Annotated in this window: 24 protein-coding genes; 16 read left to right on the forward strand and 8 right to left on the reverse strand. The window is 31.0% G+C overall.

Going from position 1 to position 22,142, the window contains the following annotated elements; genetic code table 11:
* The first annotated feature begins 23 nt into the window (after positions 1 to 23).
* The 8 genes from cysC to B3N22_RS01170 are packed head-to-tail and all read left to right on the forward strand — an operon-like array spanning position 24 to position 7,877.
* Positions 24 to 623, forward strand: a complete 600-nt coding sequence (cysC, locus tag B3N22_RS01135; protein ID WP_286904263.1) for an adenylyl-sulfate kinase — start codon at positions 24 to 26, stop codon at positions 621 to 623.
* Positions 614 to 2,305, forward strand: coding sequence for an adenylyl-sulfate reductase subunit alpha (locus tag B3N22_RS01140; RefSeq protein ID WP_286904231.1), 1,692 nt, complete (start codon positions 614 to 616; stop codon positions 2,303 to 2,305). The genes cysC and B3N22_RS01140 overlap by 10 nt, the downstream gene beginning before the upstream one ends.
* Positions 2,286 to 2,600, forward strand: a complete 315-nt coding sequence (locus B3N22_RS01145; protein ID WP_286904233.1) for a 4Fe-4S dicluster domain-containing protein — start codon at positions 2,286 to 2,288, stop codon at positions 2,598 to 2,600. The genes B3N22_RS01140 and B3N22_RS01145 overlap by 20 nt, the downstream gene beginning before the upstream one ends.
* A gap of 28 nt (positions 2,601 to 2,628) precedes the next feature.
* Positions 2,629 to 3,651, forward strand: coding sequence for an aliphatic sulfonate ABC transporter substrate-binding protein (locus B3N22_RS01150; RefSeq protein ID WP_286904235.1), 1,023 nt, complete (start codon positions 2,629 to 2,631; stop codon positions 3,649 to 3,651).
* A complete protein-coding gene (locus tag B3N22_RS01155) occupies positions 3,648 to 4,487 on the forward strand; it encodes an ABC transporter ATP-binding protein (protein WP_286904237.1) in 840 nt (279 codons plus the stop codon). The genes B3N22_RS01150 and B3N22_RS01155 overlap by 4 nt, the downstream gene beginning before the upstream one ends.
* On the forward strand, positions 4,399 to 5,193 hold the full coding sequence (locus tag B3N22_RS01160) for an ABC transporter permease (protein ID WP_073021640.1): 795 nt from the start codon (positions 4,399 to 4,401) through the stop codon (positions 5,191 to 5,193). Before B3N22_RS01155 ends, B3N22_RS01160 begins: the two co-directional genes overlap by 89 nt.
* A gap of 15 nt (positions 5,194 to 5,208) precedes the next feature.
* Positions 5,209 to 6,009 (forward strand): sulfate adenylyltransferase subunit CysD, encoded by an 801-nt coding sequence (gene cysD / locus B3N22_RS01165; protein ID WP_021803899.1) that lies wholly within the window; start codon positions 5,209 to 5,211, stop codon positions 6,007 to 6,009.
* Between the two features lie 17 nt (positions 6,010 to 6,026).
* A complete protein-coding gene (locus B3N22_RS01170; protein ID WP_286904241.1) occupies positions 6,027 to 7,877 on the forward strand; it encodes a GTP-binding protein in 1,851 nt (616 codons plus the stop codon).
* Between the two features lie 44 nt (positions 7,878 to 7,921).
* Here the strand turns inward: B3N22_RS01170 and B3N22_RS01175 are convergent, their stop codons facing one another.
* The 7 genes from B3N22_RS01175 to B3N22_RS01205 form a co-directional block, all read right to left on the reverse strand.
* The gene (locus B3N22_RS01175) at positions 7,922 to 9,028 is read right to left on the reverse strand and encodes a sensor histidine kinase (RefSeq protein WP_286904242.1); all 1,107 of its coding nucleotides are present in this window, start codon (positions 9,026 to 9,028) and stop codon (positions 7,922 to 7,924) included.
* Positions 9,015 to 9,716 (reverse strand): response regulator transcription factor, encoded by a 702-nt coding sequence (locus B3N22_RS01180; protein ID WP_073021632.1) that lies wholly within the window; start codon positions 9,714 to 9,716, stop codon positions 9,015 to 9,017. The genes B3N22_RS01175 and B3N22_RS01180 overlap by 14 nt, the downstream gene beginning before the upstream one ends.
* Positions 9,717 to 9,747: 31 nt before the next feature.
* Positions 9,748 to 10,425 (reverse strand): M15 family metallopeptidase, encoded by a 678-nt coding sequence (locus B3N22_RS01185; RefSeq protein WP_286904245.1) that lies wholly within the window; start codon positions 10,423 to 10,425, stop codon positions 9,748 to 9,750.
* A gap of 246 nt (positions 10,426 to 10,671) precedes the next feature.
* Complete coding sequence (locus B3N22_RS01190) at positions 10,672 to 11,586, reverse strand: DUF4097 family beta strand repeat-containing protein (protein ID WP_286904246.1); 915 nt, start codon at positions 11,584 to 11,586, stop codon at positions 10,672 to 10,674.
* 2 nt (positions 11,587 to 11,588) lie between these two features.
* Positions 11,589 to 12,248: a permease prefix domain 1-containing protein gene (locus B3N22_RS01195; protein ID WP_286904248.1), complete on the reverse strand. Its 660-nt coding sequence runs from the start codon at positions 12,246 to 12,248 to the stop codon at positions 11,589 to 11,591.
* Between the two features lie 14 nt (positions 12,249 to 12,262).
* Entirely contained in the window at positions 12,263 to 12,583 is a 321-nt protein-coding gene (locus B3N22_RS01200; protein WP_021803892.1) for a PadR family transcriptional regulator, read from the reverse strand.
* 283 nt (positions 12,584 to 12,866) lie between these two features.
* Positions 12,867 to 13,658: a thymidylate synthase gene (locus B3N22_RS01205; RefSeq protein ID WP_286904250.1), complete on the reverse strand. Its 792-nt coding sequence runs from the start codon at positions 13,656 to 13,658 to the stop codon at positions 12,867 to 12,869.
* 177 nt (positions 13,659 to 13,835) lie between these two features.
* On the opposite strand from B3N22_RS01205, the gene dnaX reads away from it, so the two are divergent.
* The 4 genes from dnaX (at position 13,836) to B3N22_RS01225 (ending at position 17,645) form a co-directional block, all read left to right on the forward strand.
* On the forward strand, positions 13,836 to 15,461 hold the full coding sequence (dnaX, locus tag B3N22_RS01210) for a DNA polymerase III subunit gamma/tau (RefSeq protein WP_286904252.1): 1,626 nt from the start codon (positions 13,836 to 13,838) through the stop codon (positions 15,459 to 15,461).
* Positions 15,462 to 15,556: 95 nt separating this feature from the next.
* Positions 15,557 to 15,901 (forward strand): YbaB/EbfC family nucleoid-associated protein, encoded by a 345-nt coding sequence (locus B3N22_RS01215; RefSeq protein ID WP_073021619.1) that lies wholly within the window; start codon positions 15,557 to 15,559, stop codon positions 15,899 to 15,901.
* Positions 15,902 to 15,996: 95 nt separating this feature from the next.
* Positions 15,997 to 16,593, forward strand: coding sequence for a recombination mediator RecR (recR, locus tag B3N22_RS01220; protein ID WP_238905178.1), 597 nt, complete (start codon positions 15,997 to 15,999; stop codon positions 16,591 to 16,593).
* A 134-nt stretch (positions 16,594 to 16,727) separates the two neighbouring features.
* Positions 16,728 to 17,645, forward strand: coding sequence for an ROK family protein (locus B3N22_RS01225; RefSeq protein ID WP_286904257.1), 918 nt, complete (start codon positions 16,728 to 16,730; stop codon positions 17,643 to 17,645).
* 79 nt (positions 17,646 to 17,724) lie between these two features.
* Here B3N22_RS01225 and B3N22_RS01230 read toward each other — a convergent pair whose 3' ends face one another.
* On the reverse strand, positions 17,725 to 18,324 hold the full coding sequence (locus tag B3N22_RS01230) for a tyrosine-type recombinase/integrase (protein ID WP_021803886.1): 600 nt from the start codon (positions 18,322 to 18,324) through the stop codon (positions 17,725 to 17,727).
* A gap of 162 nt (positions 18,325 to 18,486) precedes the next feature.
* On the opposite strand from B3N22_RS01230, the gene B3N22_RS01235 reads away from it, so the two are divergent.
* The 4 genes from B3N22_RS01235 (at position 18,487) to B3N22_RS01250 (ending at position 21,910) form a co-directional block, all read left to right on the forward strand.
* Positions 18,487 to 18,759 (forward strand): DUF2508 family protein, encoded by a 273-nt coding sequence (locus B3N22_RS01235; RefSeq protein WP_021803885.1) that lies wholly within the window; start codon positions 18,487 to 18,489, stop codon positions 18,757 to 18,759.
* Positions 18,760 to 18,785: 26 nt separating this feature from the next.
* Positions 18,786 to 19,046, forward strand: coding sequence for a pro-sigmaK processing inhibitor BofA family protein (locus B3N22_RS01240; RefSeq protein WP_238905173.1), 261 nt, complete (start codon positions 18,786 to 18,788; stop codon positions 19,044 to 19,046).
* A 319-nt stretch (positions 19,047 to 19,365) separates the two neighbouring features.
* Positions 19,366 to 20,385 (forward strand): hypothetical protein, encoded by a 1,020-nt coding sequence (locus B3N22_RS01245; RefSeq protein WP_238905171.1) that lies wholly within the window; start codon positions 19,366 to 19,368, stop codon positions 20,383 to 20,385.
* A 262-nt stretch (positions 20,386 to 20,647) separates the two neighbouring features.
* Entirely contained in the window at positions 20,648 to 21,910 is a 1,263-nt protein-coding gene (locus B3N22_RS01250) for an ammonium transporter (protein ID WP_286904262.1), read from the forward strand.
* Positions 21,911 to 22,142 lie beyond the last annotated feature (232 nt).

A 22,142-nucleotide genomic window follows, 5' to 3' on the forward strand; every position in this document is an offset into this window, starting at 1 on the left:
TGTTCATTATACAAGGTGATAGGATGGAGAAAAAATCAACTAATGTAGTATGGCACAAAATGAATGTCTCTAGAGAAGATAGAGAAGAGCTATTAAAACAAAAAGGAGTTGTTTTATGGTTTACTGGTCTATCTGGGTCAGGAAAGTCTACTGTAGCATCAAGCCTAGAGAAGAGGCTTCATGATATGGGAAAACTGACTTACACCCTAGATGGAGATAATGTAAGGCATGGATTAAATTCGGATTTAGGTTTTTCAGATGAAGATAGGGTAGAGAATATAAGAAGAATAGGAGAAATATCTAAGCTTTTTGTGGATGCTGGAGTGATAACTATAGCTACTTTTGTTTCTCCATTTAGAGAAGATAGACAAAAGGTAAGAGAGCTACTTGGAAAAGATTTTGTTGAGATATACATTGACTGCCCAATAGAAGTATGCGAGAAACGAGATCCTAAAGGAATTTATAAAAAGGCTAGAGCAGGAGAGATAAAACATTTCACTGGAATTGATTCACCTTATGAAAGTCCTATAAACCCAGAAATAGTGGTATCAACCCATTTAAATACTTTAGACGAATGTGTAGATAAGTTAGTAGCTTATCTAGAGGAGGGTTTATGGAACTAAAAACTAAGGTTTTAACTACGGATATTTTAATAATAGGGGGAGGAGCAGCGGGCTGCTTCTCTGCTTTAAAGGCTAGTGAAAATGAATCAATAAAGGTTTTAGTAACTGAAAAAGCAAATATAAAAAGAAGTGGTTGTCTAGCGGCTGGAGTTAATGCATTAAATGCTTATATAGTTGATGGAGAAACGCCACAATCATTTTTAGACTACGTAAAAGAGGAGTTTTACGGTGTTATTAGAGAGGATTTAGTTTACACAATTGCAGAGAGACTAAATAGTGTAACTAAAAAAGTAGAAGAATATGGACTTCCTATATTAAAAGATGATAAGGGCAATTATCAATCAAGAGGTAAGAGAAGTATAAAAATAAACGGTGAAAATATAAAACCACTTTTAGCACAACAACTAGCTAAGAGAGAAAATATAGAAGTTCTAAATGGAGTTAATATAACTGATTATATAGTGAAGGATAATAAGGTTATAGGTGCTTACGGATTCTCTATAAAAGAAAATATTTTCTATGTGATATATAGCAAAGCAACTATTTGTGCAACAGGCGGAGCTGCTGGGATATATAAACCTAATAATGCAGGCTTTTCAAGACACAAAATGTGGTACAGCCCTTTTAATACTGGGGCGGGATATGCTATGGGAATAAGAGCTGGAGCTGAAATGACTACCTTTGAGATGAGGTTTATAGCTTTAAGATGTAAGGATACTATAGCTCCTACAGGAACTATCGCTCAAGGTATAAGAACTCCACAAATAAATGGCAGTGGAGAAACCTATGTTAGAAAGTATGGAGATCCTACTACTATAAATAGACTTCATTCGACCTTAATGGAGAATATGCAGGGACTTGGACCATGTTACCTTAAAACTCAAGGTATATCAGAAGAGCAGGAAATGGACTTATTAAAGGCTTATCTTAATATGGCTCCTAGCCAAACTTTAAAGTGGGTTGAAAATAATACATCACCATCTACAGAGAATGTTGAGATAGATGGAACTGAGCCATATATAGTTGGTGGGCATACAGCTAGTGGTTATTGGGTGGATAGAAATAGGAAGAGTACATTAGAAGGGTTATATGCAGCAGGAGATGTGACTGGGGGAAGCCCTAAGAAGTATGTTACAGGATGTTTTGTTGAGGGAGAAATAGCATCTGAGGATGCCTTAGAGTATATAAAGAAGCAACAGTTAGAAACTTTAGCTGATAGTGAAATTAATAGTAAGCTTGAAGAGTTAAATAAATTTTTCTTAAATGAAGAAGTTAGCATGTCTATAGAAGACTTAGAAAAAGAAATGCAGACAATAATGGATGAGTATGCAGGTGGAATATCTAAATACTATAGATATAGCAAAGAAAGCTTAACTATAGCTAAAACTAAAATTAAAGAGCTGTTTGAAAAAGTTAATAGATTAAAGGCTAATGATTTACATGAGCTTCTATTTATATATGAAATAATAGATAGACTTCAGGTTTCAGAGGTGCTTATAGAACATTTATTAACAAGAGAAGAGACTAGATGGAGATGTTATGAAGAGAATATTGATTTTCCTGAAAGAGACGATAATAACTGGTTTAAGTATGTAAACTCTGTATATAAAGATGGGGCTATAGAGATTATTTTAAGAGATATAGTAGGAAAGGATGAAAATTATGAGCATAAGAATTCGTAAAGAAACATGTATTAAATGTGGAAAATGCTTAGAGGTTTGTCCTGGAAGCTTAATATATAGAGACTCTGAAGGCAAGGCATATATTAAGTATGAAAAAGACTGCTGGGGTTGTACAGCATGTTTAAAAGAATGTCCAGTAAAGGCTATAGAATATTATTTAGGTGAAGATATAGGTGGAAAAGGTGCTTATCTTTATGTTGATAAGAAGAAAGAAGATCTTCACTGGCATATAGTAGACAAAAATGGAAATGAAAAAGTTATAACAACAAATAGAAAAGAATCTAACAAGTATTAGATTATAAAATCTAAGAAGGGGGAACAGCATGGGGAGAAGAACCATAAGCCTAGCTTTAAGTTTTATTTTTATCCTTGCAATGTTAGCAGGCTGTGATTCTAAAAAAAGTAATGAAGATTCTTCTATTGTGAGAGTAGGTTTTTTTGCAAATTTTACTCATTCACAAGCTTTGATAGGTAAAAACAGAGGAGATTATCAGAAAGCTTTAGGAAGTGACATTACTATTGATTGGAAGCAATTTAATGCAGGTTCTTCAGAAATAGAGGCTTTTCTAGCTGGAGAACTTGATTTAGGGTTTATAGGACCTGGACCAGCTATAAATGGATTTACAAAATCCAAAGGAGATGTAGTTATTATTGCTGGTTCTACAGATGCTGGAGCTATTTTAGTATCTAAAAAAAATTCTGATATTAAAACTGTTAAAGATTTAGATGGGAAGAGAATAGCGATACCTCAGTATGGAAATACTCAGGATTTATGTCTTAGATATCTATTAAGAGAAAATGGATTAATGGAAACAACTAAAGGTGGAACTGTTGATGTAGTTCAGGCTACTAATGCAGACATAAAAACTCTTTTAGATAAAGGAGATATAGATGGAGCTTTAGTTCCAGAACCTTGGGGAGCTAGATTACAAAAAGAAGTAGGAGCTAATTTAGTTCTAGACTATAACGATATATGGAGAAATGGAGAATATCCTACGACAGTTGTCATTGCCCGTAAGGAATTTTTAGAAAAACATCCAGATGTAGTGGAGAATTTTTTAAAAGCTCATGTAGAGCTAACAAGCTATGTAAATAACAATAAAAAAGAGGCAGCTTCTTTAGTTAATGGGGAAATAAAAAATTTAACTAAAAAGGCTTTAGATGAAGATGTATTAGAAAAAGCCTTCAGTAGAATTACAGTAACAAATGACCCAAATCCAGAAATCATGGATGAAATGATAGACCTGTCCTTGAAGGTGAGTTTCATAAAGGAAGAGTATAAAGGAAGCAATTTGTTTGAATTAGATATACTTAATAAAGTTCTACTTAAGGGGGATGCAAGGTGAGTTTAAGAATAGAAGCAGTAAGCAAAAGGTTTATAACGAAGCATAAAGATACACACACCCTAGATACTATAAATCTCACCTTCAAAAAGGGAGAATTTATATGTCTTTTAGGCCCTTCAGGATGTGGAAAATCCACCTTGTTAAATATAATTGCGGGGCTTGAGAAACCTACTGAAGGCAGATTATTTTTAGATGATAAAGAAATAAAAGGTGTTGGACCAGATAGAGCCGTAATGTTTCAGGAATCAGCATTATTTCCTTGGCTTAAGGTTATGGATAATGTTGAATTTGGAATGAAGGTAGCTGGAGTTCCAAAAGTAGAAAGAAGAGAGAAGGCTTTAAAGTATATAAAAATGGTGCATTTAAGTAAGTTTCAAAACTCTTATATACATGAACTATCAGGAGGAATGAGGCAAAGAATAGCTTTAGCTAGAGCATTGACTCTAGATTCAGATGTACTACTTATGGATGAACCTTTTTCGGCATTAGATTCTCAAACTAAAAGTATTTTAAGATTACAACTTCAAAATATATGGTGGGAAACTAAAAAAACTATAATATTTGTTACGCATAACGTTGAGGAGGCTGTCTTACTAGGAGATAGGGTCATTGTAATGGCAGCTAACCCTGGCAGAGTAAAAAAAGAATTTAAGATACAGCTTGGAAGACCTAGAGAAGAAGGAAATCTAGATGTTGCAGCAGTAACCGCTGAAATCATGAAAGAACTTAAAGAGGAGGTGGAGAAGGTTGCAAAAGCAGAATACGATAGTGATTGGAGTATTAAAGAAAGTAGCATTTTATATGATTCTACTAATGATCTGGGAGCTGGTTTATAAACTGGGAGTAGATGTATTTAAGATATGGAAGCCATATATTTTCCCATCTCCAATAGATGTAGCCAAAACCTTAGGAGAACTTATAAGTGATAATACTTTGTTTATAGCTATAGCAGCTAGTATAAAGAGGCTTTTTATAGGCTATTTAATATCTTTAATAGTGGGAATAGCTTTAGGGCTTTTAATTGTAAGATATAAATATTTGGATGAAAACTTTAGATCCATGATATTAGGGCTTCAAACACTACCTAGTATATGCTGGATACCTTTTTCAATCCTTTGGTTTGGAATAAATGAGCAGGCAATTATATTTGTTATAGCTATAGGATCAATATTTGCAATATCCATAGCTACAGAATCAGGAATTAAAAATGTTAATCCTATATATGTTAAGGCAGCAAGTACTATGGGAGCAAAAGGCTTTAGGTTATATTGGAGCGTAATAATTCCATCAGCACTTCCGGCTATAATATCTGGGATGAAGCAAGGTTGGTCATTTGCTTGGAGAGCTTTAATGGCTGGAGAAATGATGTCAGCAACTAAGGGACTGGGACAGGTCCTTACAGTTGGGAGAGAACTTGGGGATATAAGCCAAGTAATGGCTATTATGATAGTAATAATACTATTGGGATTTGTTTTTGATAAATTAGTGTTTGAAAAGTTAGAAAGAAATATTAGATATAAGTGTGGATTAGAAGTTAAATAAGAAGGGGGCTATCAAATGGATCATTTAGATAGATTAGAAGCAGAAAGTATTTATATATTAAGAGAAGCATATAAACATTTAGGAAAGTTAGGTATGCTTTGGTCAATAGGTAAGGATTCTACAGTAATGTTATGGCTTGCTCAAAAAGCCTTTTATGGAAATTGTCCGTTTCCATTAATACATGTAGATACAACTCACAAAATACCAGCAATGATAGAGTTTAGAGATAAGGTAGCAAAAGAATATAATCTTAATCTTATAGTAAACACAAATCACAAAGCTTTAGCAGAAGGAATGGGACCAGAACAAGGAAGATTAGTATGCTGTAAAGCTCTTAAAACAGATGCTCTTAATGAAATCACAAAAAGAGAAGAGTTTGATGGACTTATAGTTGGGGTTAGAAGAGATGAGGAAGGTTCAAGATCTAAGGAGAGAATATTTAGTGAAAGAAATGCTGAATCAGAATGGGATTATACTGATCAACCACCAGAATTATGGAATCAATTTAAGACAGATTTCAGAAAAGGAAACCACATAAGGGTGCATCCTATCTTGAACTGGACTGAGCTTGATGTTTGGGAATATATAAAGAGAGAAAATATTCCTCTAATTGATTTATACTTTGCTAAAGATGGTAAGAGATATAGAAGCTTAGGTTGTGCTCCATGTACAAACCCTATAGATTCAAATGCTACTACTATTGACGAAATCATAGAAGAACTTAAAAATACAAAAGAAACTGAAAGATCAGGTAGAGCACAAGACCAAGAAGATGCACATGCATTACAAAAACTAAGAAAACTTGGATACATGTAGGAATGGGGGGCAACATAGTGAGTAAGGAAAGAGAAAATTTAAATATAGTAGTTGTAGGACACGTAGATCACGGTAAATCAACCCTTATAGGTAGACTTCTTTATGATACAGATTCACTTCCAGCAGGGGCTATAGAGAAGGTGAAAAGAATATCAGCAGAGAAGGGAAAGAGCTTTGAATATGCTTACCTTTTAGATGCTTTTGAAGAAGAACAAAAGCAAGGTATAACAATAGATATAACAATGCTTCAATTTTTTACTGAAAAAAGAGATTACGTAATTATAGATGCACCTGGACATAAAGAATTTTTAAAGAATATGATATCGGGAGTAGCTAGTGCAGAAGCTGCAATACTAGTAGTAGATGCTAAAGAGGGTATACAAGAGCAATCAAAAAGGCATGGATACATACTTTCACTTTTAGGAATAAAGAAAGTATATGTAGCAGTAAATAAAATGGACTTAGTTGATTATTCAGAGGAAAGATTTAATGAGATACAAGCTCAATTTAATGAATTCCTAAATAACTTAAACATATATCCAGAAAGGTATATTCCTATATCAGCCTTCTATGGAGAAAATATAGTTTCAAAGGCTAAAAATATTCCTTGGTATAGAGGTGGCTCAATCCTAGAAACTATGGACAGTATAAAGAAAGATCAAGGAATTGAACGTAAAGGCTTAAGATTCCCTATTCAAGATGTATATAAATTTGATACAAGAAGAATTATAGCAGGAAGATTAGAAGCAGGAACACTAAAAGCTGGAGATGAAATAGTTATATATCCAAGCGGAAAAACTACAAAGGTTAAAACTATAGAATACTGGCAAGAAAAAGATAAAACAGATAAAGTAACAGCCGGAATGTCTGTAGGAATAACGGTTGAAGATGAATTCTTCAATAAAAGAGGAGAAGTAATCTGCCATAAAGATGATCCTGTTACAGTTGCCAATGTATTTAATGCAAATATATTCTGGCTTGGAAAAACTCCACTCGTTGCAAATAAAAAATATAAACTTAAAATTACTACGGATGAAGTAGAATTCGAAGTTTTATCAGTAAATAAGATAATTGATGCAGCTACATTAGAGAGCAAGGCTGATTTAGCAGAAATCAATAAAAATGACGTAGCAGAAGTAACAATAAAAACAAAGCACGCTATATGCTTTGATGAATTTACAAAACTTCAAGCTACAGGAAGATTTGTAATTGTAGATGGATATGATGTAAGCGGTGGTGGAATTATATCTGGAGTTGAAGATTCTTTAAGAAGAGAAATTAAAGAACTTAAAACTAATAATTTAGCAATTAGAAAAAGACTTGTATCTAGAAAAGAAAGAGAAGCTAAGCTTAATCAAAAAGGAAAAGTAATATGGCTTACAGGGGTTCCTGGCTGTGGTAAAAATGAAATAGCAGTTAAGCTTGAAAAGAAATTATTTGATTTAGGTAAAAAGGTGTATTATCTAGATTCATCTAACTTAAGATTTGGCTTAAGTTCAGACTTAGCCTTTGATAGAAAAGATGCGTATGAACAAACAAGAAGAATTGCAGAAGTAGCGAATCTTTTTGCAGACAGTGGAACAATAACAATAGTTTCAGCAGTAAGTAGATTTAAAGAAGACAGGGAATACGCAAAAGATATCATAGGTAAAGACAGCTATACAGAAATATATGTAGAAGCTCCTAGTGAAATCTGCAAAAAGAGAAATCCTAATGCATTTAAGAATGATAATGCAAAGGAATATCTATATGAAAAATCAGATTATCCAACACTTTCTCTATATATAGATGACGCTGAATTTAACTCAGATAAAAAAGCAGACGCTATTTTAGAAACCCTTAATTTAACAGTAGAATATTATATATAAGCATAAAAGACTCACTATGTTCTCTAGTATAGTGAGTCTTTTTTCTATGTAGAGCTAATGGGAAAAGTTATAATAAATGAGGTTTCTTCTATAGAACTTTCAACAGTTATATTTCCTTCATGAAGTTCTATAATATTTTTAGCTATAGCTAGGCCTAAGCCTGATCCTCCAGATTCTTCTGAACGAGATTTTTCAACTCTATAGAATCTCTCGAATATAAAGGGGATGTCTATAGCTGGTATAGGTTCACCATAATTTATAAATTTAAGAATTACTTTATCAAGATCTTTATGTACGTATATGTCTATAAAAGGACTAGACTTAGAATGTTTTATACAATTAGTTATAAGATTTTCAAAAGCTCTTACTAATTTATTTACATCCCCGAATATAAAGATTTTTTCATCAGGAAAATATAATCTGCACTCCATATTAGCTTTTCTAAAATTCAATCTATTCTCAAGAGTAATTTGATTTAATAACTCTATTAGATTTATATTTTCTTTAGATAGTTTGAGTCCATAATTATTTAAGGTAGTAAGCTCAAAAAGATCATCTATCAAAAATTTTAATCTTTTAGATTTTAAGTAGGCTATATTAGTGTAGTGCCTTAAGGTAAGTTCATCTTTATATTTATCTGAATCAACTAGTTCTAAATATCCTATTATAGAAGTAAGAGGGGTTCTCAAATCATGAGAGATGTTAGTTATAAGATCTCTTTTAGTCTGCTCAGATTTACGTTCCTCTAAAATAGCATCATTAAATTTACTCATTATGGTATTTATATTTTTAGCAAAACCTCCTAGTGAAAGTTTTGAATTTATGGGAATACGAGCTTTAAAATTACCATTAGACATATCCTTTACTTGATTGCTTATTTCTAAAAAGTATATAATCTTATTTTTGGAAACCATATGAAAGCTAAAAAGGAATATAAAGATTGCAAAGATATTTTTAATCAAATCAACATTCAATAATAACCTAAATTTATATATATACATTGTTAAAGTTGAGTTATCACTAACTATAAAAAATAAAAAAGCTTTCCAAATAATTAAGGACATTAGAAAAATTAAACCAGTAAGCAATACTGGATAAATAAACATAGATAATAATAGTAATTCATGTTTATAAATATCAGATTTTTTCAATTTTATATCCCACCCCCCAAACAGTATGAATGATTTTTTCACCTTCGGTATAATATTCAAGTTTATCTCTAAGATTGCTTATATGAACCATAACGGTGTTATTTGATTGATAATACTTTTCTTTCCATATCTTTTCAAATATTTCTTCACTAGAAAAGATTCTACTAGGGTTTGTAGCTAAAAGAATCAGTATATCAAATTCCTTAGCAGTTAAGGTTATCTCGTTATCATTTACGGAAACAAAATGTGTGGACTTCCTAATAGACAAATTACCAAGCTCTAATAAATCATCATCTTTGTTTATTTCAGAGGAGTTATTGAATAAATAAGTCCTTCTCAATAATGTTTTCACACGAACCACTAATTCTAAGGGATCAAAAGGTTTAGTTATATAATCATCAGCGCCTGTTAAAAGACCGGTGATTTTATCCGTATTTTGTCCCTTAGCACTGAGCATTATTATTGGTATATTCATAGTTTGACGTATTTCTCTACATACTTCTATACCATCTATACCGGGCATCATTACATCTAAAATTACTAGATGAGGAGTTTCTTTACTTAACATATGTAAAGCAGAGTATCCATCTGATGCCTTAAGGATTGAGTAACCTTCATTACCCAAATATATTTTTAAAAGGTTTAATATTTCTTTGTCATCGTCTACAAGTAAAATTTTTTCTCTCAATTTTATCACCCCAGTAGATTATAATACAAAATTATTTCTCTAGGTATTGTTCTAATACTAAGTCCTTAGTAAATATCTCTTTTGAAGCCTTTTTCCCAACATAACGTATATGCCAAGACTCGTAACTATATCCAGTAATAGATTCTTTCCCTAATGGATATCTAATAATGAAACCATACTTATAAGCATTTTTTGATAGCCATTTTGCTTCTGGAGTGTTTTCAAAAACCACATAAGAATCCTTAGTTGTTACATCCATAGCTAGACCTGTTTGATGTTCGCTGTATCCTGGTTTCGCTACGTATTCGTCAGCATGTTTTCTACCTTGCTGCTTAATAGTTCTCTCATAAATTGCTTTCTGAGTAGAATAGGAGCGGTATCCAGATAAGGAGTATAAATAAATATTCTCCTTTTTTGCGGCATTAAATAATTCCTCTAAAGCTGTTGAGGCTTCTTTTCTCAAAAAATGCTCTTCCTCAATTGAGTTTGGGGAAAAATTAACATTTGGTATAGTTAGGTCATCAGGCTTATAATCTTTATCCAATTTATTATCTTTATTTACAAGCAACAAAATACTAGAATAATCCTTTGAATTGTTCATAGAGGGTTTTATTAAGTGTTTAGGAAAATTAATTAATATTAGTATCAGTAGTAATATTAATAAAAATACTTTTTTATTACCTCTCTTTCTCTTATTATACCTCTTCACAGTTTATACCTCCTAAATATTTATCTGATATCTAGCCCAAAGTGGCAAGATTTTAGCCTTATTGCTCCTTGTGAGAATAAGTTCAATAAGGCAATTTTACAAATAATTATTAAAGAGGCTTATAATTAAACCTTAAGAAACCTAAAGAAATTATTAATAAGTTAGTATATTTAAGAAATTCTTTAGATTATATAAAAATAGTGGCTAAAAACTAAATTTTCACTTAGTTTTTAGCCACTTATAATATTATAATTTTCCTAAAGTTAGCTTTCCAGAAGAAACACTTAGATTATAAGTATTACCTCCATCTTTATATTTTGCAACACCACTTTTATTATCTTTATTAAAGTCGGATAGGGGGAAGTCCAATACTATACTTCCAGAAGATCTTTTATATCTAACTTCAAAACCATTATTATCAGGTATTGATATATCTGTTTTACCAGAAGATACTTTAGAAGTTAAGGTTTCAGGAGTTATTTTGCTAGATATTTTTGTGCTACCACTAGAGGTTTGAGTATCTATATTAGAGAATTCTCCCTCTACCGCTAACTTACCAGAACTAATATCTGTTGTCATGAGGTTAGACTTAATAGCGTTCCCATTAAGAGTACCGCTAGACAATCTCAAATCTGTCTTTTCAGCAGTTATATTTTTTAAATCACAAGTGCCTGAACTAAGATACACATCTAAATTCTTAAAATTTAGATCCTCCATTGAAAGTTTACCAGAGGACATAGATATAGATAAATCATCAGAATAATCTTTTGGTATATATAAATCTATTTTCTGAGAAAAAATCTTCACACTAAAGAATCTGATTTTATTAGGCTTAGTAAATATAAGAGAATTACCTTCTTTTGAAATAGAAATTAAATCTTCATTTTTAAGAGTAGTAGTTGAGCTTTGCAAAAGTTTAACTTCATCAGAATCTGTAGGGTATATAGTTACTAGTTCACTTCCGAAATTTCTTAAGTCTATTTTACTAATAGAATCAATAGAAGCTGTTTGCTCGTTTGTAGAAGTATACTTACTATTTAATCTAAATATAAAGTCCGTAGGACTAAAGTTTCCAAGGATTAAAGACACTAATATAAATAAAGATACAATAGCCAATATAGAAGAAGCAATTATTCTTGCTATAGCAAACTTTTTATTCATAACTACCTCCTTTTCTTTAAGTCAAAGACAGCTGAAATAATCTGATCAATTGCAGCACCTATGACAAAAATTATCCAAGAGAACGACCAAGCATAAAAGTAAAAACTTATAACAAGATATATAGCTACAATTGTAATCCACATAGCAGAAGTAATTGATTTTTTAATTCGTACATTTTCTGAGTTAGCAGCTTTCCATTCTTTAAATTCTTCAACCAAGGTTTCATCCTTTTTCAAATATTTAGGACTAGTCATTCCGTTATATATAAGAATTCCAGTAGCTATCGCTATACATATAAACATTGGTATAACTCCTAAATTCTCATCTAAAGAAAGAATATCAAAAATTATTACAAAGCAAGGACTCAAAATATATAATCCAACTGCTACAGCTACTAATAAAGCGGATTTCTTTTTTCTTTCATCAATTAAATCTGAGTTAACTTCATCTGGAGAGTTAAGGCGATTAATTAACTCATCAACATCTCCTATACTTGAAATAACAATATTGCAAGCTTCATCTTCTGGATATCCATCTGACATTAAATCAGTGTATTTTGCATCTAAGTTTGAAAGTAGTTCTTCCTTTAAGTCGTAAGTTTTCTTGTTTTTAGGTGCATCTTCAAATAAGTTGTTAACGTATCTATAAAGTTTATCATTCATTAATAACCCCTCCATTAAATTAAACTATCAATTAGTTTTTTTGTTCTTTCCCATTCCGCTTTATTATAAGTATAAGATTCACGCCCAAGTTTCGTTATTGAGTAGTACTTTCTTCTGGCGGCTGTATTTTCTTCTCCCCAATAAGAAGTTATTAAACCTGCCTGTTCTAATCTACGAAAAGCTGTATATAAAGTTGCTTCTTTTAGCTCATATTCATTATTTGTTTTCATTTGTATAGATTTATTTATTTCATAGCCGTAGCTATCTTTTTCTAATAATTGAGATAAAATAATGGTCTCTGTATGACCTCTAATCAAATCTGATGCAATAGACATAGTTTCCTCCTTTGCAGTATATCGTCTCTATAGTTATATAATATAAATATATACCTCGCCTGTCAAGGTATATCTGAATAAAAAAGCAAACAGTATTAAATTTATAAAACTAGTAATTTAGGTTAAATTTATTTTAATTTTGTCAGAAAAGTATTGTAGAAAGAGATTTTAGGTTAAAATTCCTAAGAATGGAAGAATGGAAGAAAAGAAGAAAAATTCTTATAATTAAGAGTTTTGTATAAAAAAATAAGAAGCCTCTTGGAGACTCCTTATTGATAGTCTATTAAACAGCAACTTCCATCTTAATTGAAGGATGATGTTTATAATCTACAAGTTTAATATCATCAGGTGTAAAATCGTAGAAGTTTTTAATTTCAGGGTTAATCCAAAGTTTAGGTGCATCATAAGCTTCATTAGCCCTTCCTAGTTGAATCTTAAGACCTTCTACTTGATTTTCATATATATGAGCATTGTTAATTACATGAGTAAATAGACCTGGTTTTAATCCTGTTGCTTGTGCTACTAAATGAACTAATACTGCATACTGGCTGGTGTTAAATGGAACTCCAAGTCCCCAATCTCCACTACGTTGTACAAGCATACAGTTAAGTTTTCCGTCAGTTACATCCCACATAGTTAAGAAACAGCAAGGATGAAGTGGAGCGGTATCTAAATAAGGAATCTGCCAAAGGTTAATCATCATTCTTCTATCTTGAGGATTATTTCTTAAGGCTTCTAAAAGATTATCCATTTGATTAAACTTTTTTACTACCCATCCATAAGATGTTCCTATAGTACCATCCTCTTGAATCCATTCATCCCATATGGATACATTTTGCTCTTGAAGTTTCTTTACATCATTTGATTGATCTTTAAATATCCAAAGAAGTTCTTTAACAGCAGTTTTAAAAGCTACAAATTTTGTTGTTAATATAGGAAATTCTTTTTCTAAATTAAATTGCATTATTTGATGGGGAAGTTTATAAGTTCTGATTCCTGTTCTGTTGTTGTCGAAGTATCCATTTTCTAAAATTTCTTCAGCTATTGCTAAATATTTTTTATCATAAAGACTCATTAATTATTCATCCTCTCTTATTTCTAAAAATCCTACATTAATTTTATAATAAGTCTGCGGTTATGTAAAATTAATTTAATTGTTTTGTTGAACTTTTGTTCTCATTGATGTAATTAAGTCAATAATAAGATATAATAATATAAGAAGATTATTAAAGGAATTGAGAGGTGGGTTACGTTGGCTTATAAGGCTTTATATAGAGAGTGGAGACCTAAGATATTCGAGGATATAATAGGTCAGGAACATGTAACAACTACATTAAAAAATCAGATATTAACTAATAGAATAGCCCATGCCTATCTTTTTTGTGGTACTAGAGGAACAGGAAAAACCTCTACCTCAAAGGTTTTTGCAAAGGCTTTAAATTGCCTTAATCCTCAAGATGGAGAACCATGTAATGAGTGTGAAATGTGCGTAAAGATAAACGAGGGTTTAGCTATAGATATAAGTGAAATGGATGCTGCATCTAGAAATAAAGTAGAAAATATGAGAGATATTATTGATGAGGTTCAATATCCTCCTCAAGAAGCTAAGTACAAGATATACATACTGGATGAGGTTCATATGCTTACAACTGGGGCTGTAAATGCATTTTTAAAGACTCTAGAAGAGCCACCAAGCAATGTTATTTTTATTTTAGCGACCACTGATCCACAGAAGCTACCTATTACCATTCTTTCAAGATGCCAAAGATTTGATTTCAAGAGAATATCTAATAATCACATGGTAAATAGACTAAGAAAGATAGTAAAGGAAAAAGGAGTATTTGCAGATGATAAAAGTTTAGCTCTTATATGCAGAGTTTCTGATGGGGCTATGAGAGATGCACTTAGTATATTAGATCAATCTATATCCATGGGAGATGGAAAGGTTGATTATGATGAATTAGTATCTATGCTTGGACTTGTAACGAATGATCATTTACTAAAGATAACAGATGCTGTTATAGAAAAAAACATAGAAAAGACTATGAGAGTAATTGAGGACATTGTGTTTTCTGGAAAGGATATGTCTTTATTTATAAAAGATCTTACAAGCCATTTTAGAAACCTTCTTATGGTTAAGGTAACAAATAATCCAGAAGAAGTTTTAGACATGTCAGAAGAGAATATAGAGTTAATAAAAGGGCAAGGAGAACGCTTAAGAATAGAAGAGATTATGAGAGACATAAGAATCCTTCAAGAGTGTGAGGAAAGCTCAAAGGTTAGTAAGCAGGCAAGACTCTATATGGAATTAGCTGCTATAAAGATGTGTAAAATTGAATATGATACTTCTAAAGAAGTAATAATATCTAGAATAAATAGAATAGAAGAAGCTATAAAAAGCGGAAAGATAGCTGTTAGAGCAAAAACTGAAGTTAAGGAACCAGACATGGTTAAGGAATCTAAAGTAGCTCAAGTTACTAGAAGACCAGAAAAGAAAGAGGATGCTTCTATAAATACTAGTTTTAATGAGGATTCAAAAATTAGTATAGATGAAGTTAAGAGAGCTTGGAAAGATATACTAGAGAGGTTTAAAGCTAGAAGAGCTATGGTTGTATATGCTTCTCTTAGTACTGGAAAACCAGTGTCTTGTAATAATGGAGTCATAGAAATTCAATATGAAGATCAATATGGGTTTAATAAGTCTAGGCTTGAAAAGCCAGATACATCTAAATTAGTAAATGAAGTGTTTAGTGAAGTTCTAAAGGATGGAGTAAGGGTTAAATATTCTGTAATAACTGAAGAAGTTAGAGGTAAAACTACTGAAGAAATACTTTTAGATACAATTGGAGAAGATGCTCTAGAAATTTTAGATGAATAAAAGTTGTAAATGCTTTAATAGTAAGGAAAGGTTTGTATAGTCAAATAAAATACTATATAATATTAGTAGATTTATTGTTATAAGGAGGATAAGACATGGCAAAAGGTGGATTCCCTGGCGGTGGACTTGGAAATATGAATAACTTAATGAAGCAGGCTCAAAAGCTTCAACAAGAAATGGAAAAAGTGCAAAAAGATTTAGAGGTTGCTGAATTTGAAGCAACAGTTGGTGGCGGAGCTGTTTTAGTTAAGGTTAATGGTAAAAAAGAGTTAACTCACATAGAAATAAAACCAGAAGTAGTAGATCCTGATGATGTTGAAATGCTTCAAGACTTAGTTCTTAGTGCTGTAAATCAAGCTATAAAGAAAGCAGATGAAGAAACATCAAGCAAGATGGGAAAATTAACAGGCGGAATGGGAATGCCTGGAGGACTATTTTAATAGACTAGAATGAGAAGTTGAAATATTTAGGTGTGTCTTAAGGATTTATTATTTTTAAGTCACACCTGTATTGTTTCTGAGAGGAAGGGAAATAAATGGACTTTTATCCTATTGCTATAGAAAAATTAATAGAGGAATTTGCGAAGTTGCCAAGCATTGGAAATAAGACTGCGCAAAGATTAACTTTACATATATTAAATCTTCCAGAAGATGAGGTTAAGGATTTTGCAAGAGCCTTAGTTCAAGCTAGAGGAACTATAAAATACTGTTCAGTATGTGGAAATTATACAGATAAAGATCCTTGCGCTATATGTTCTAACCCTAGTAGAGAAAAAAATGTTGTATGTGTAGTAGAGCAACCTAAAGATATAATGACAATGGAGAGAGTAAAAGAATTTAATGGGGTATATCACGTGCTTCATGGAAATATATCTCCTATGCAGGGAAGAGGTCCTCAAGATATAAAGATAAGAGAACTTGTAGCTAGAATGAATTCTGATATAGAAGAAGTAATAGTTGCAACTAACCCTAATATAGAAGGTGAAGCTACAGCTATGTATATAGCTAAAATTCTTAAACCACTCGATGTTAAGGTAACTAGAATAGCAGCTGGTATTCCTGTAGGTGGAGACTTAGAATATGCAGATGAAGTCACTTTATCCAAGGCACTTGAAGGAAGAAAACAAATATAATAGAAACCATGTTTTTAGATAATTATAAACTAAGAACATGGTTTTAATTTGAAATTATTAAAAAGATATATGAATATGTTTACAAATATGATAGAATTATAAGTATATACTTTTAATAGATGGAGGGTAAATCTATGAATTATTATATGACTTTTGATATTGGTGGAGGATCCGTAAAGTATGGCATAATAGATGAAAATGCTGAAATAATAGAAAAAGGATCTTTTAAAACCCCACATAGTGGTGATGGTGAAAAAGATCTAGATGAGCTTATAAAAAACATATCAGAAGTGACAAATGAATTTAAACCTAAATATAATTTAGTAGGGGTAGCTCTTAGTGCACCAGGAGCAGTTAATAATAAAACAGGATTTATAAATGGTGCTAGTGCATTACCTTATATACACGGACCTAATATTAAGGAGTTAATAGAAAATAGTACAAACTTAAAAATGGCTATGGAAAATGATGCTAATTGTGCCGCTTTAGCAGAAGTTTGGAATGGAGTAGCTAAAGGTTGTAAAAATGTGTTATTCGTAGTATGTGGAACAGGTATAGGAGGGGCTGTTATAGTTGATGGAAAGCTTCATACAGGTAAAAACCTTTATGGTGGAGAGTTTGGCTTTATGATAGCTGAAGCTGATTTTAAAAATAAGAAATTCTCAACATGGAGTGATAAAGGCTCTACTAATGCGATTGTAAGGAGAGCAGCTGAGCTTAAAGGAATAGATAAAAGTGAGTTAGATGGTAAAAAAGTTTTTGAATTAGCTGATAATGGAGATGAAGATGCAATTTTAGCTATAGATGAGTATTTTGAAACTACTGCAAAATGTATATATAATCTACAATACTCATTTGATCCTGAGATAATAGTCATCGGGGGAGCTATAAGCGCAAGAAAAGATTTGGTTGAAAGAATAGAACAAAAGCTAGATATAATACATGAAGGAATATCTATTGCAGATATAAGAGCTAATATAAAAGTATGTAAGTACTTTAATGATTCAAACTTATTAGGAGCTGTATATAATTTTAAGGCTACCTATAACTAATATAAAAAATGAGTATGATAATATAAAGTTGAATTATCATACTCAAATTTATTATATTCTATAATGGAATGTATAGAGGCTAGACCATTTCACTTTTTTCTTCTAATTTAGCATACATCTTTTCTTGTTGTCTTGTAGTGAATTGAAAATATATTTCGGTATTTGAAATAGATTTGTGACCAAGCCACCATTGTAATTCTTTTATATCCATATCTGATTCTGCCAAGTGAACAGCAGTACTATGTTTTAAAGCATGGAAATGGTGTTTCTTTTTATCATCAATATCAGCAGTTGCGCAATATTTTTTCATTAAGTAGTCTAAGGTATGTCTAGAAATAGGTTTGTCCTTTTGGCTCTTAAATAAAGCTTCACTATCTATATGTATATTAGCTATTGTTATGTGTTTATCAACAATTTCTTTAGTAATAGAATCCAATCTTATAGTATTATTTTTACTTCCTTTAAGTCGTTTGCAATAAATCTCCCCTTTGGAGATGTTGTAGTCTTCTAGTCTTAATAATGCTATCTCAGAAGCCCTTAAGCCACATCTATAAGCTACTCTAAATATTGCTAAATCTCTAATTGAATGTATACCTCTAGAATTTTTAATTGAGTTAAAAAGTCTAGACGCTTCTTGTTGCGTTAGATATTTAATTTTTTCACTAGCATCTCTGCCCATATACAATCCTCCTTAGTAAATACAACAAAACATTTATTTTGTTGAGTAAATAATACAATTTATTAAGATTAATGTCAAAACTAAAAATAACTATTCAAGAAATTTATGCATATAACTTGTAATTATTGTCAATAATTAAGATAAAATTATAGGAGGTATAGTATGAATAAAAATTCGATTTTAAAAATATTATTTTCTAAGGAAGAGAATTTAAGGTATGATAATATAACAGAGGATATATACAAAGCTATAAAAGATATAGAGTCCGCGCAAATGATGTTTGAAACTGTAAATAATCCAACTTTAATTGAAGTTGCCATATATACAGAGCAGGCAGCTAAGAGAAGATTAGATTTTTTAATTAAGGAAGCCAAAGAAAGAGGCGTAAAGGTTGATAACCAGTACATTTTGGACAAATATACGAAACTAGCTTAGTTAATTAAATTAAGGAGGGGGTCATTATGTTTCCTATAGAAATTCTTTATGGAGTAATTGGACTAATAGCATTAGTACTTCTATTTAAAATATTTTCATGGCCATTTAAGGTTTTAATGAAATTAATAGTAAATGGTATATTAGGAGCAATATTACTAATAATTTTCAATTTTTTTGGACAGGCGTTTGGTCTGTATATAGGAATAAATGCAACTACAGCTTTAATAGCAGGATTTTTTGGGATTCCAGGAGTAATATTTTTGGTTATATTTAAGTTATTTTTATAAGAAATTATTTTTGAGGTATTAGAATTAAAAGTTCTAGTACCTTTTTATTACATAATAAAAGAATAGTAGTTCTGAAGAGTAATTAGCCAGTGATTAATTATTAACCACTGGCTGAGGTTTATTTATAGATGGGAGTTGAGGTATTCAAAAAAAGAAAAGGAAACAAACTTGAGAGGTTCCTGATAAGGACACTATCACGTATATCCCTATAGAACTAATATATGAAATATATAATAATGTGTTACAAAAAATAAATAAAAATTATAAATTTAATCTTTCATTAATACAATATATAGAAGCAATTAATGAAAGGAAAGAAATGAAAAAATTTATTAACCAAGAAATAATTTTAAAGGACAAAAAAACTATTCTATTATCTCTGTTTTTTATTGTAGTAATTAGTTTTTTCTTAACTAATACTCATACAATGTTTTTAGCACAAGAAAATATATCAGAAAGTGAGGTATTAATAAGAAAGTATCTATCTTTAGCGCCAATTAAAGCTTGTATTTTATACTTTGTATATGGATTATTTATAGTTTTTTTGTTTAAGGACAAAAAAGAATTATTTAATGACATTGATAAAAACACATATAGCTTTAAGGAAGTATTTTTTACTAAATATTTATCATTTATTTCTGTGGTAACTCTAAACACTTTAATAATTTCTTTATTTAAATTAATGGCTTATTTTGTTAATAGTGATATTTTTTCAAGTTATTCCATAGGTGCATCTAGAGTTATTATGTTTTTCGTAATATTTACTTTGGTATCTATTACTGCAGGATCTTTAGGATTTTTATCTATATTTTTGATAAAAAATAATTTTATAGCAGTGGTATTGCTACCTATGATAGAGTATAGCTTGTTTTTACTTTTTGGATTATTTAACCTTCTAATTAGTAGCTATTTATGGCCTATTCAATGGTTATTAAATAAAATAAGTACATTTCTAGTAGATTATTTTGTGTTTTTTATTGCTTTTGATTGGAGAATAGAACTTCAGAGTTTAGGAATGCAACTTGGAAGTATAGCATTTTTTATGGCTTCTAGTGCTTTATTAATGCTATTATCTTACAAGGCAATGAAAAGAATAAAAGGAAATATAATAGAGAGAGATTATTATTTTCTTTGGATTAAAAAGGTTGTATCGGTAATTTTAGCTTTTATAGGAGCTTTTACAGTACTTGTATTTTTAGATTTAGCAGTACTATTAGTTATGCCTCAATCTTTTGATAAAATCAATTTAGGAATAAACATATTTATGTTTATTATAGCGATAATTATATACAAAATGCTTGGAGTTAAAAATATTGATAATAAATTAGAGAAAAATTAATCAAATTGCAAATGTTAATGATTACAAAATGAACTTTTGCAAATTTTGAAAAGTGTATTGCTTTTTTTTTAACAGCTTATATAATAGAAATATATTAAACGAAGGCGTTTAATAGAGCAACAGCTCTATTAAGCGTCTTTTTCTTTTTTAGTGAAAACAAATGCAAAATTTGAGTTAAACCATGGGAATTCATCTTTTAGTATTTGATAAACAAGAAATTATAAAATCAAAGAAATATTAATTTAAATTAGGGGATGTTAATATGGAATTTAATGGAGCGGATTCAGTTTTTGTATTAGTTTGTACGGCACTTGTTATGTTAATGACGCCAGCCTTAGCGCTTTTCTATGGTGGTATGGTTAGAAAGAAAAATGTTGTAAGCACTACTATGCATAGCTATGTAACTATTGCACTTGTATCGATACAATGGGTATTGATAGGTTATACGTTAGTGTTTGGAAATGATGTTGGAGGAATTATAGGAGATTTAAAATATGCTTTGTTAAATGGTGTAGGATTTGAACCTAATGCAGATTATGCAGCTACAATACCTCATCAAGGATTTATGTTATTTCAAATGATGTTTGCAATTATAACACCTGCATTAATATCTGGATCTTTTGCTGAAAGAATGAGATTCCCAGCAGTTATACTATTCGTATTAGCATGGACCACTTTAGTTTATGACCCAATAGCTCACTGGGTATGGGGAGTTGGCGGATGGATTAGAAACCTTGGTGCATTAGACTTCGCTGGCGGAAATGTTGTTCATATAAGTTCAGGTATTTCGGCTTTGGTAGTGGCTTTACTTATAGGTAAGAGAAAAAATATAAAAGATATTACTGCACATCATATACCAATGACAATACTTGGAGGAGGACTTCTTTGGTTTGGATGGTTTGGATTTAATGCAGGAAGTGCTTTAGGTTTAAATGATGTAGCTTTAGATGCTTTTATAACTACTAATACTTCAGCAGCTGCTGCTGGATTGTCTTGGATGTTATTTGAATATGCTCATACTAAGAAATTCTCAGCTATTGGTTTCATAAGTGGAGCTGTAGCAGGTCTTGTAGCGATAACACCAGGAGCTGGATTTGTTACACCAATAGCTTCATTAGCTATAGGCGCTATAGGCGGAGCAATTTGTTATGGCGCAGTAACTTTCTTAAAAGAAAAGTTAGGTTATGATGATGCTTTAGATGCATTTGGATGCCACGGGATAGGTGGTATATGGGGAGGAATAGCAGTAGGACTATTCGGAACAACAGGAATTAATGCAGCTGGAGCAGATGGACTTTTCTACGGTGGTGGAGTTACTCTTTTATCAGCGCAAATTATAAGTATTGCAGCAACCATAGTGTATTCAGCTATAGTAACATTTGCAATAGTAAAAGTTATAGGATTAATTACAGTATTCAGGGCAACAAATATTGAAGAAGATTATGGTCTAGATGTAACTATGCATGGAAAAGGTGCATATGGTGAATTTGGAGTAATAGAAGAAAAAGAAAGCTATAGTGCATAGTTTTATAGAAGAAAAAGAAAGCTAAGGTGCATAGTTTTATTGAAGAAAAAGAAAGCTACGGTGTATAGTTTTTAAGTAAGTTAAAAATATAAGTTTATTTTTATAATATTGTGTGAAAAATTAAGTATAAAACCAATTTTTAATTGGTTTTATACTTCAGACCGTTGACAAAAGGGGTATTTTCAAATATGAAAATACCCCTTTTGCTATACAATTCATAAATTGGATTAAT

This window comes from Clostridium sp. UBA1652, from assembly GCF_002320975.1.
GTDB lineage: Bacteria > Bacillota > Clostridia > Clostridiales > Clostridiaceae > Clostridium_T > Clostridium_T intestinale.

Excerpts from the sequence above, each read along its gene's own strand:
- B3N22_RS01250 (WP_286904262.1), top strand. The coding sequence starts at position 20,648 with ATGGAATTTAATGGAGCGGATTCAGTTTTTGTATTAGTTTGTACGGCA.
- cysC (WP_286904263.1), top strand. The coding sequence starts at position 24 with ATGGAGAAAAAATCAACTAATGTAGTATGGCACAAAATGAATGTCTCT.
- B3N22_RS01225 (WP_286904257.1), top strand. The coding sequence starts at position 16,728 with ATGAATTATTATATGACTTTTGATATTGGTGGAGGATCCGTAAAGTAT.
- B3N22_RS01190 (WP_286904246.1), bottom strand. The coding sequence starts at position 11,586 with ATGAATAAAAAGTTTGCTATAGCAAGAATAATTGCTTCTTCTATATTG.
- B3N22_RS01200 (WP_021803892.1), bottom strand. The coding sequence starts at position 12,583 with ATGTCTATTGCATCAGATTTGATTAGAGGTCATACAGAGACCATTATT.
- B3N22_RS01150 (WP_286904235.1), top strand. The coding sequence starts at position 2,629 with ATGGGGAGAAGAACCATAAGCCTAGCTTTAAGTTTTATTTTTATCCTT.
- B3N22_RS01240 (WP_238905173.1), top strand. The coding sequence starts at position 18,786 with ATGTTTCCTATAGAAATTCTTTATGGAGTAATTGGACTAATAGCATTA.
- B3N22_RS01235 (WP_021803885.1), top strand. The coding sequence starts at position 18,487 with ATGAATAAAAATTCGATTTTAAAAATATTATTTTCTAAGGAAGAGAAT.
- B3N22_RS01205 (WP_286904250.1), bottom strand. The coding sequence starts at position 13,658 with ATGAGTCTTTATGATAAAAAATATTTAGCAATAGCTGAAGAAATTTTA.
- B3N22_RS01195 (WP_286904248.1), bottom strand. The coding sequence starts at position 12,248 with ATGAATGATAAACTTTATAGATACGTTAACAACTTATTTGAAGATGCA.
- cysD (WP_021803899.1), top strand. The coding sequence starts at position 5,209 with ATGGATCATTTAGATAGATTAGAAGCAGAAAGTATTTATATATTAAGA.
- B3N22_RS01140 (WP_286904231.1), top strand. The coding sequence starts at position 614 with ATGGAACTAAAAACTAAGGTTTTAACTACGGATATTTTAATAATAGGG.
- recR (WP_238905178.1), top strand. The coding sequence starts at position 15,997 with ATGGACTTTTATCCTATTGCTATAGAAAAATTAATAGAGGAATTTGCG.
- B3N22_RS01215 (WP_073021619.1), top strand. The coding sequence starts at position 15,557 with ATGGCAAAAGGTGGATTCCCTGGCGGTGGACTTGGAAATATGAATAAC.
- B3N22_RS01245 (WP_238905171.1), top strand. The coding sequence starts at position 19,366 with ATGAAAAAATTTATTAACCAAGAAATAATTTTAAAGGACAAAAAAACT.
- B3N22_RS01145 (WP_286904233.1), top strand. The coding sequence starts at position 2,286 with ATGAGCATAAGAATTCGTAAAGAAACATGTATTAAATGTGGAAAATGC.
- B3N22_RS01230 (WP_021803886.1), bottom strand. The coding sequence starts at position 18,324 with ATGGGCAGAGATGCTAGTGAAAAAATTAAATATCTAACGCAACAAGAA.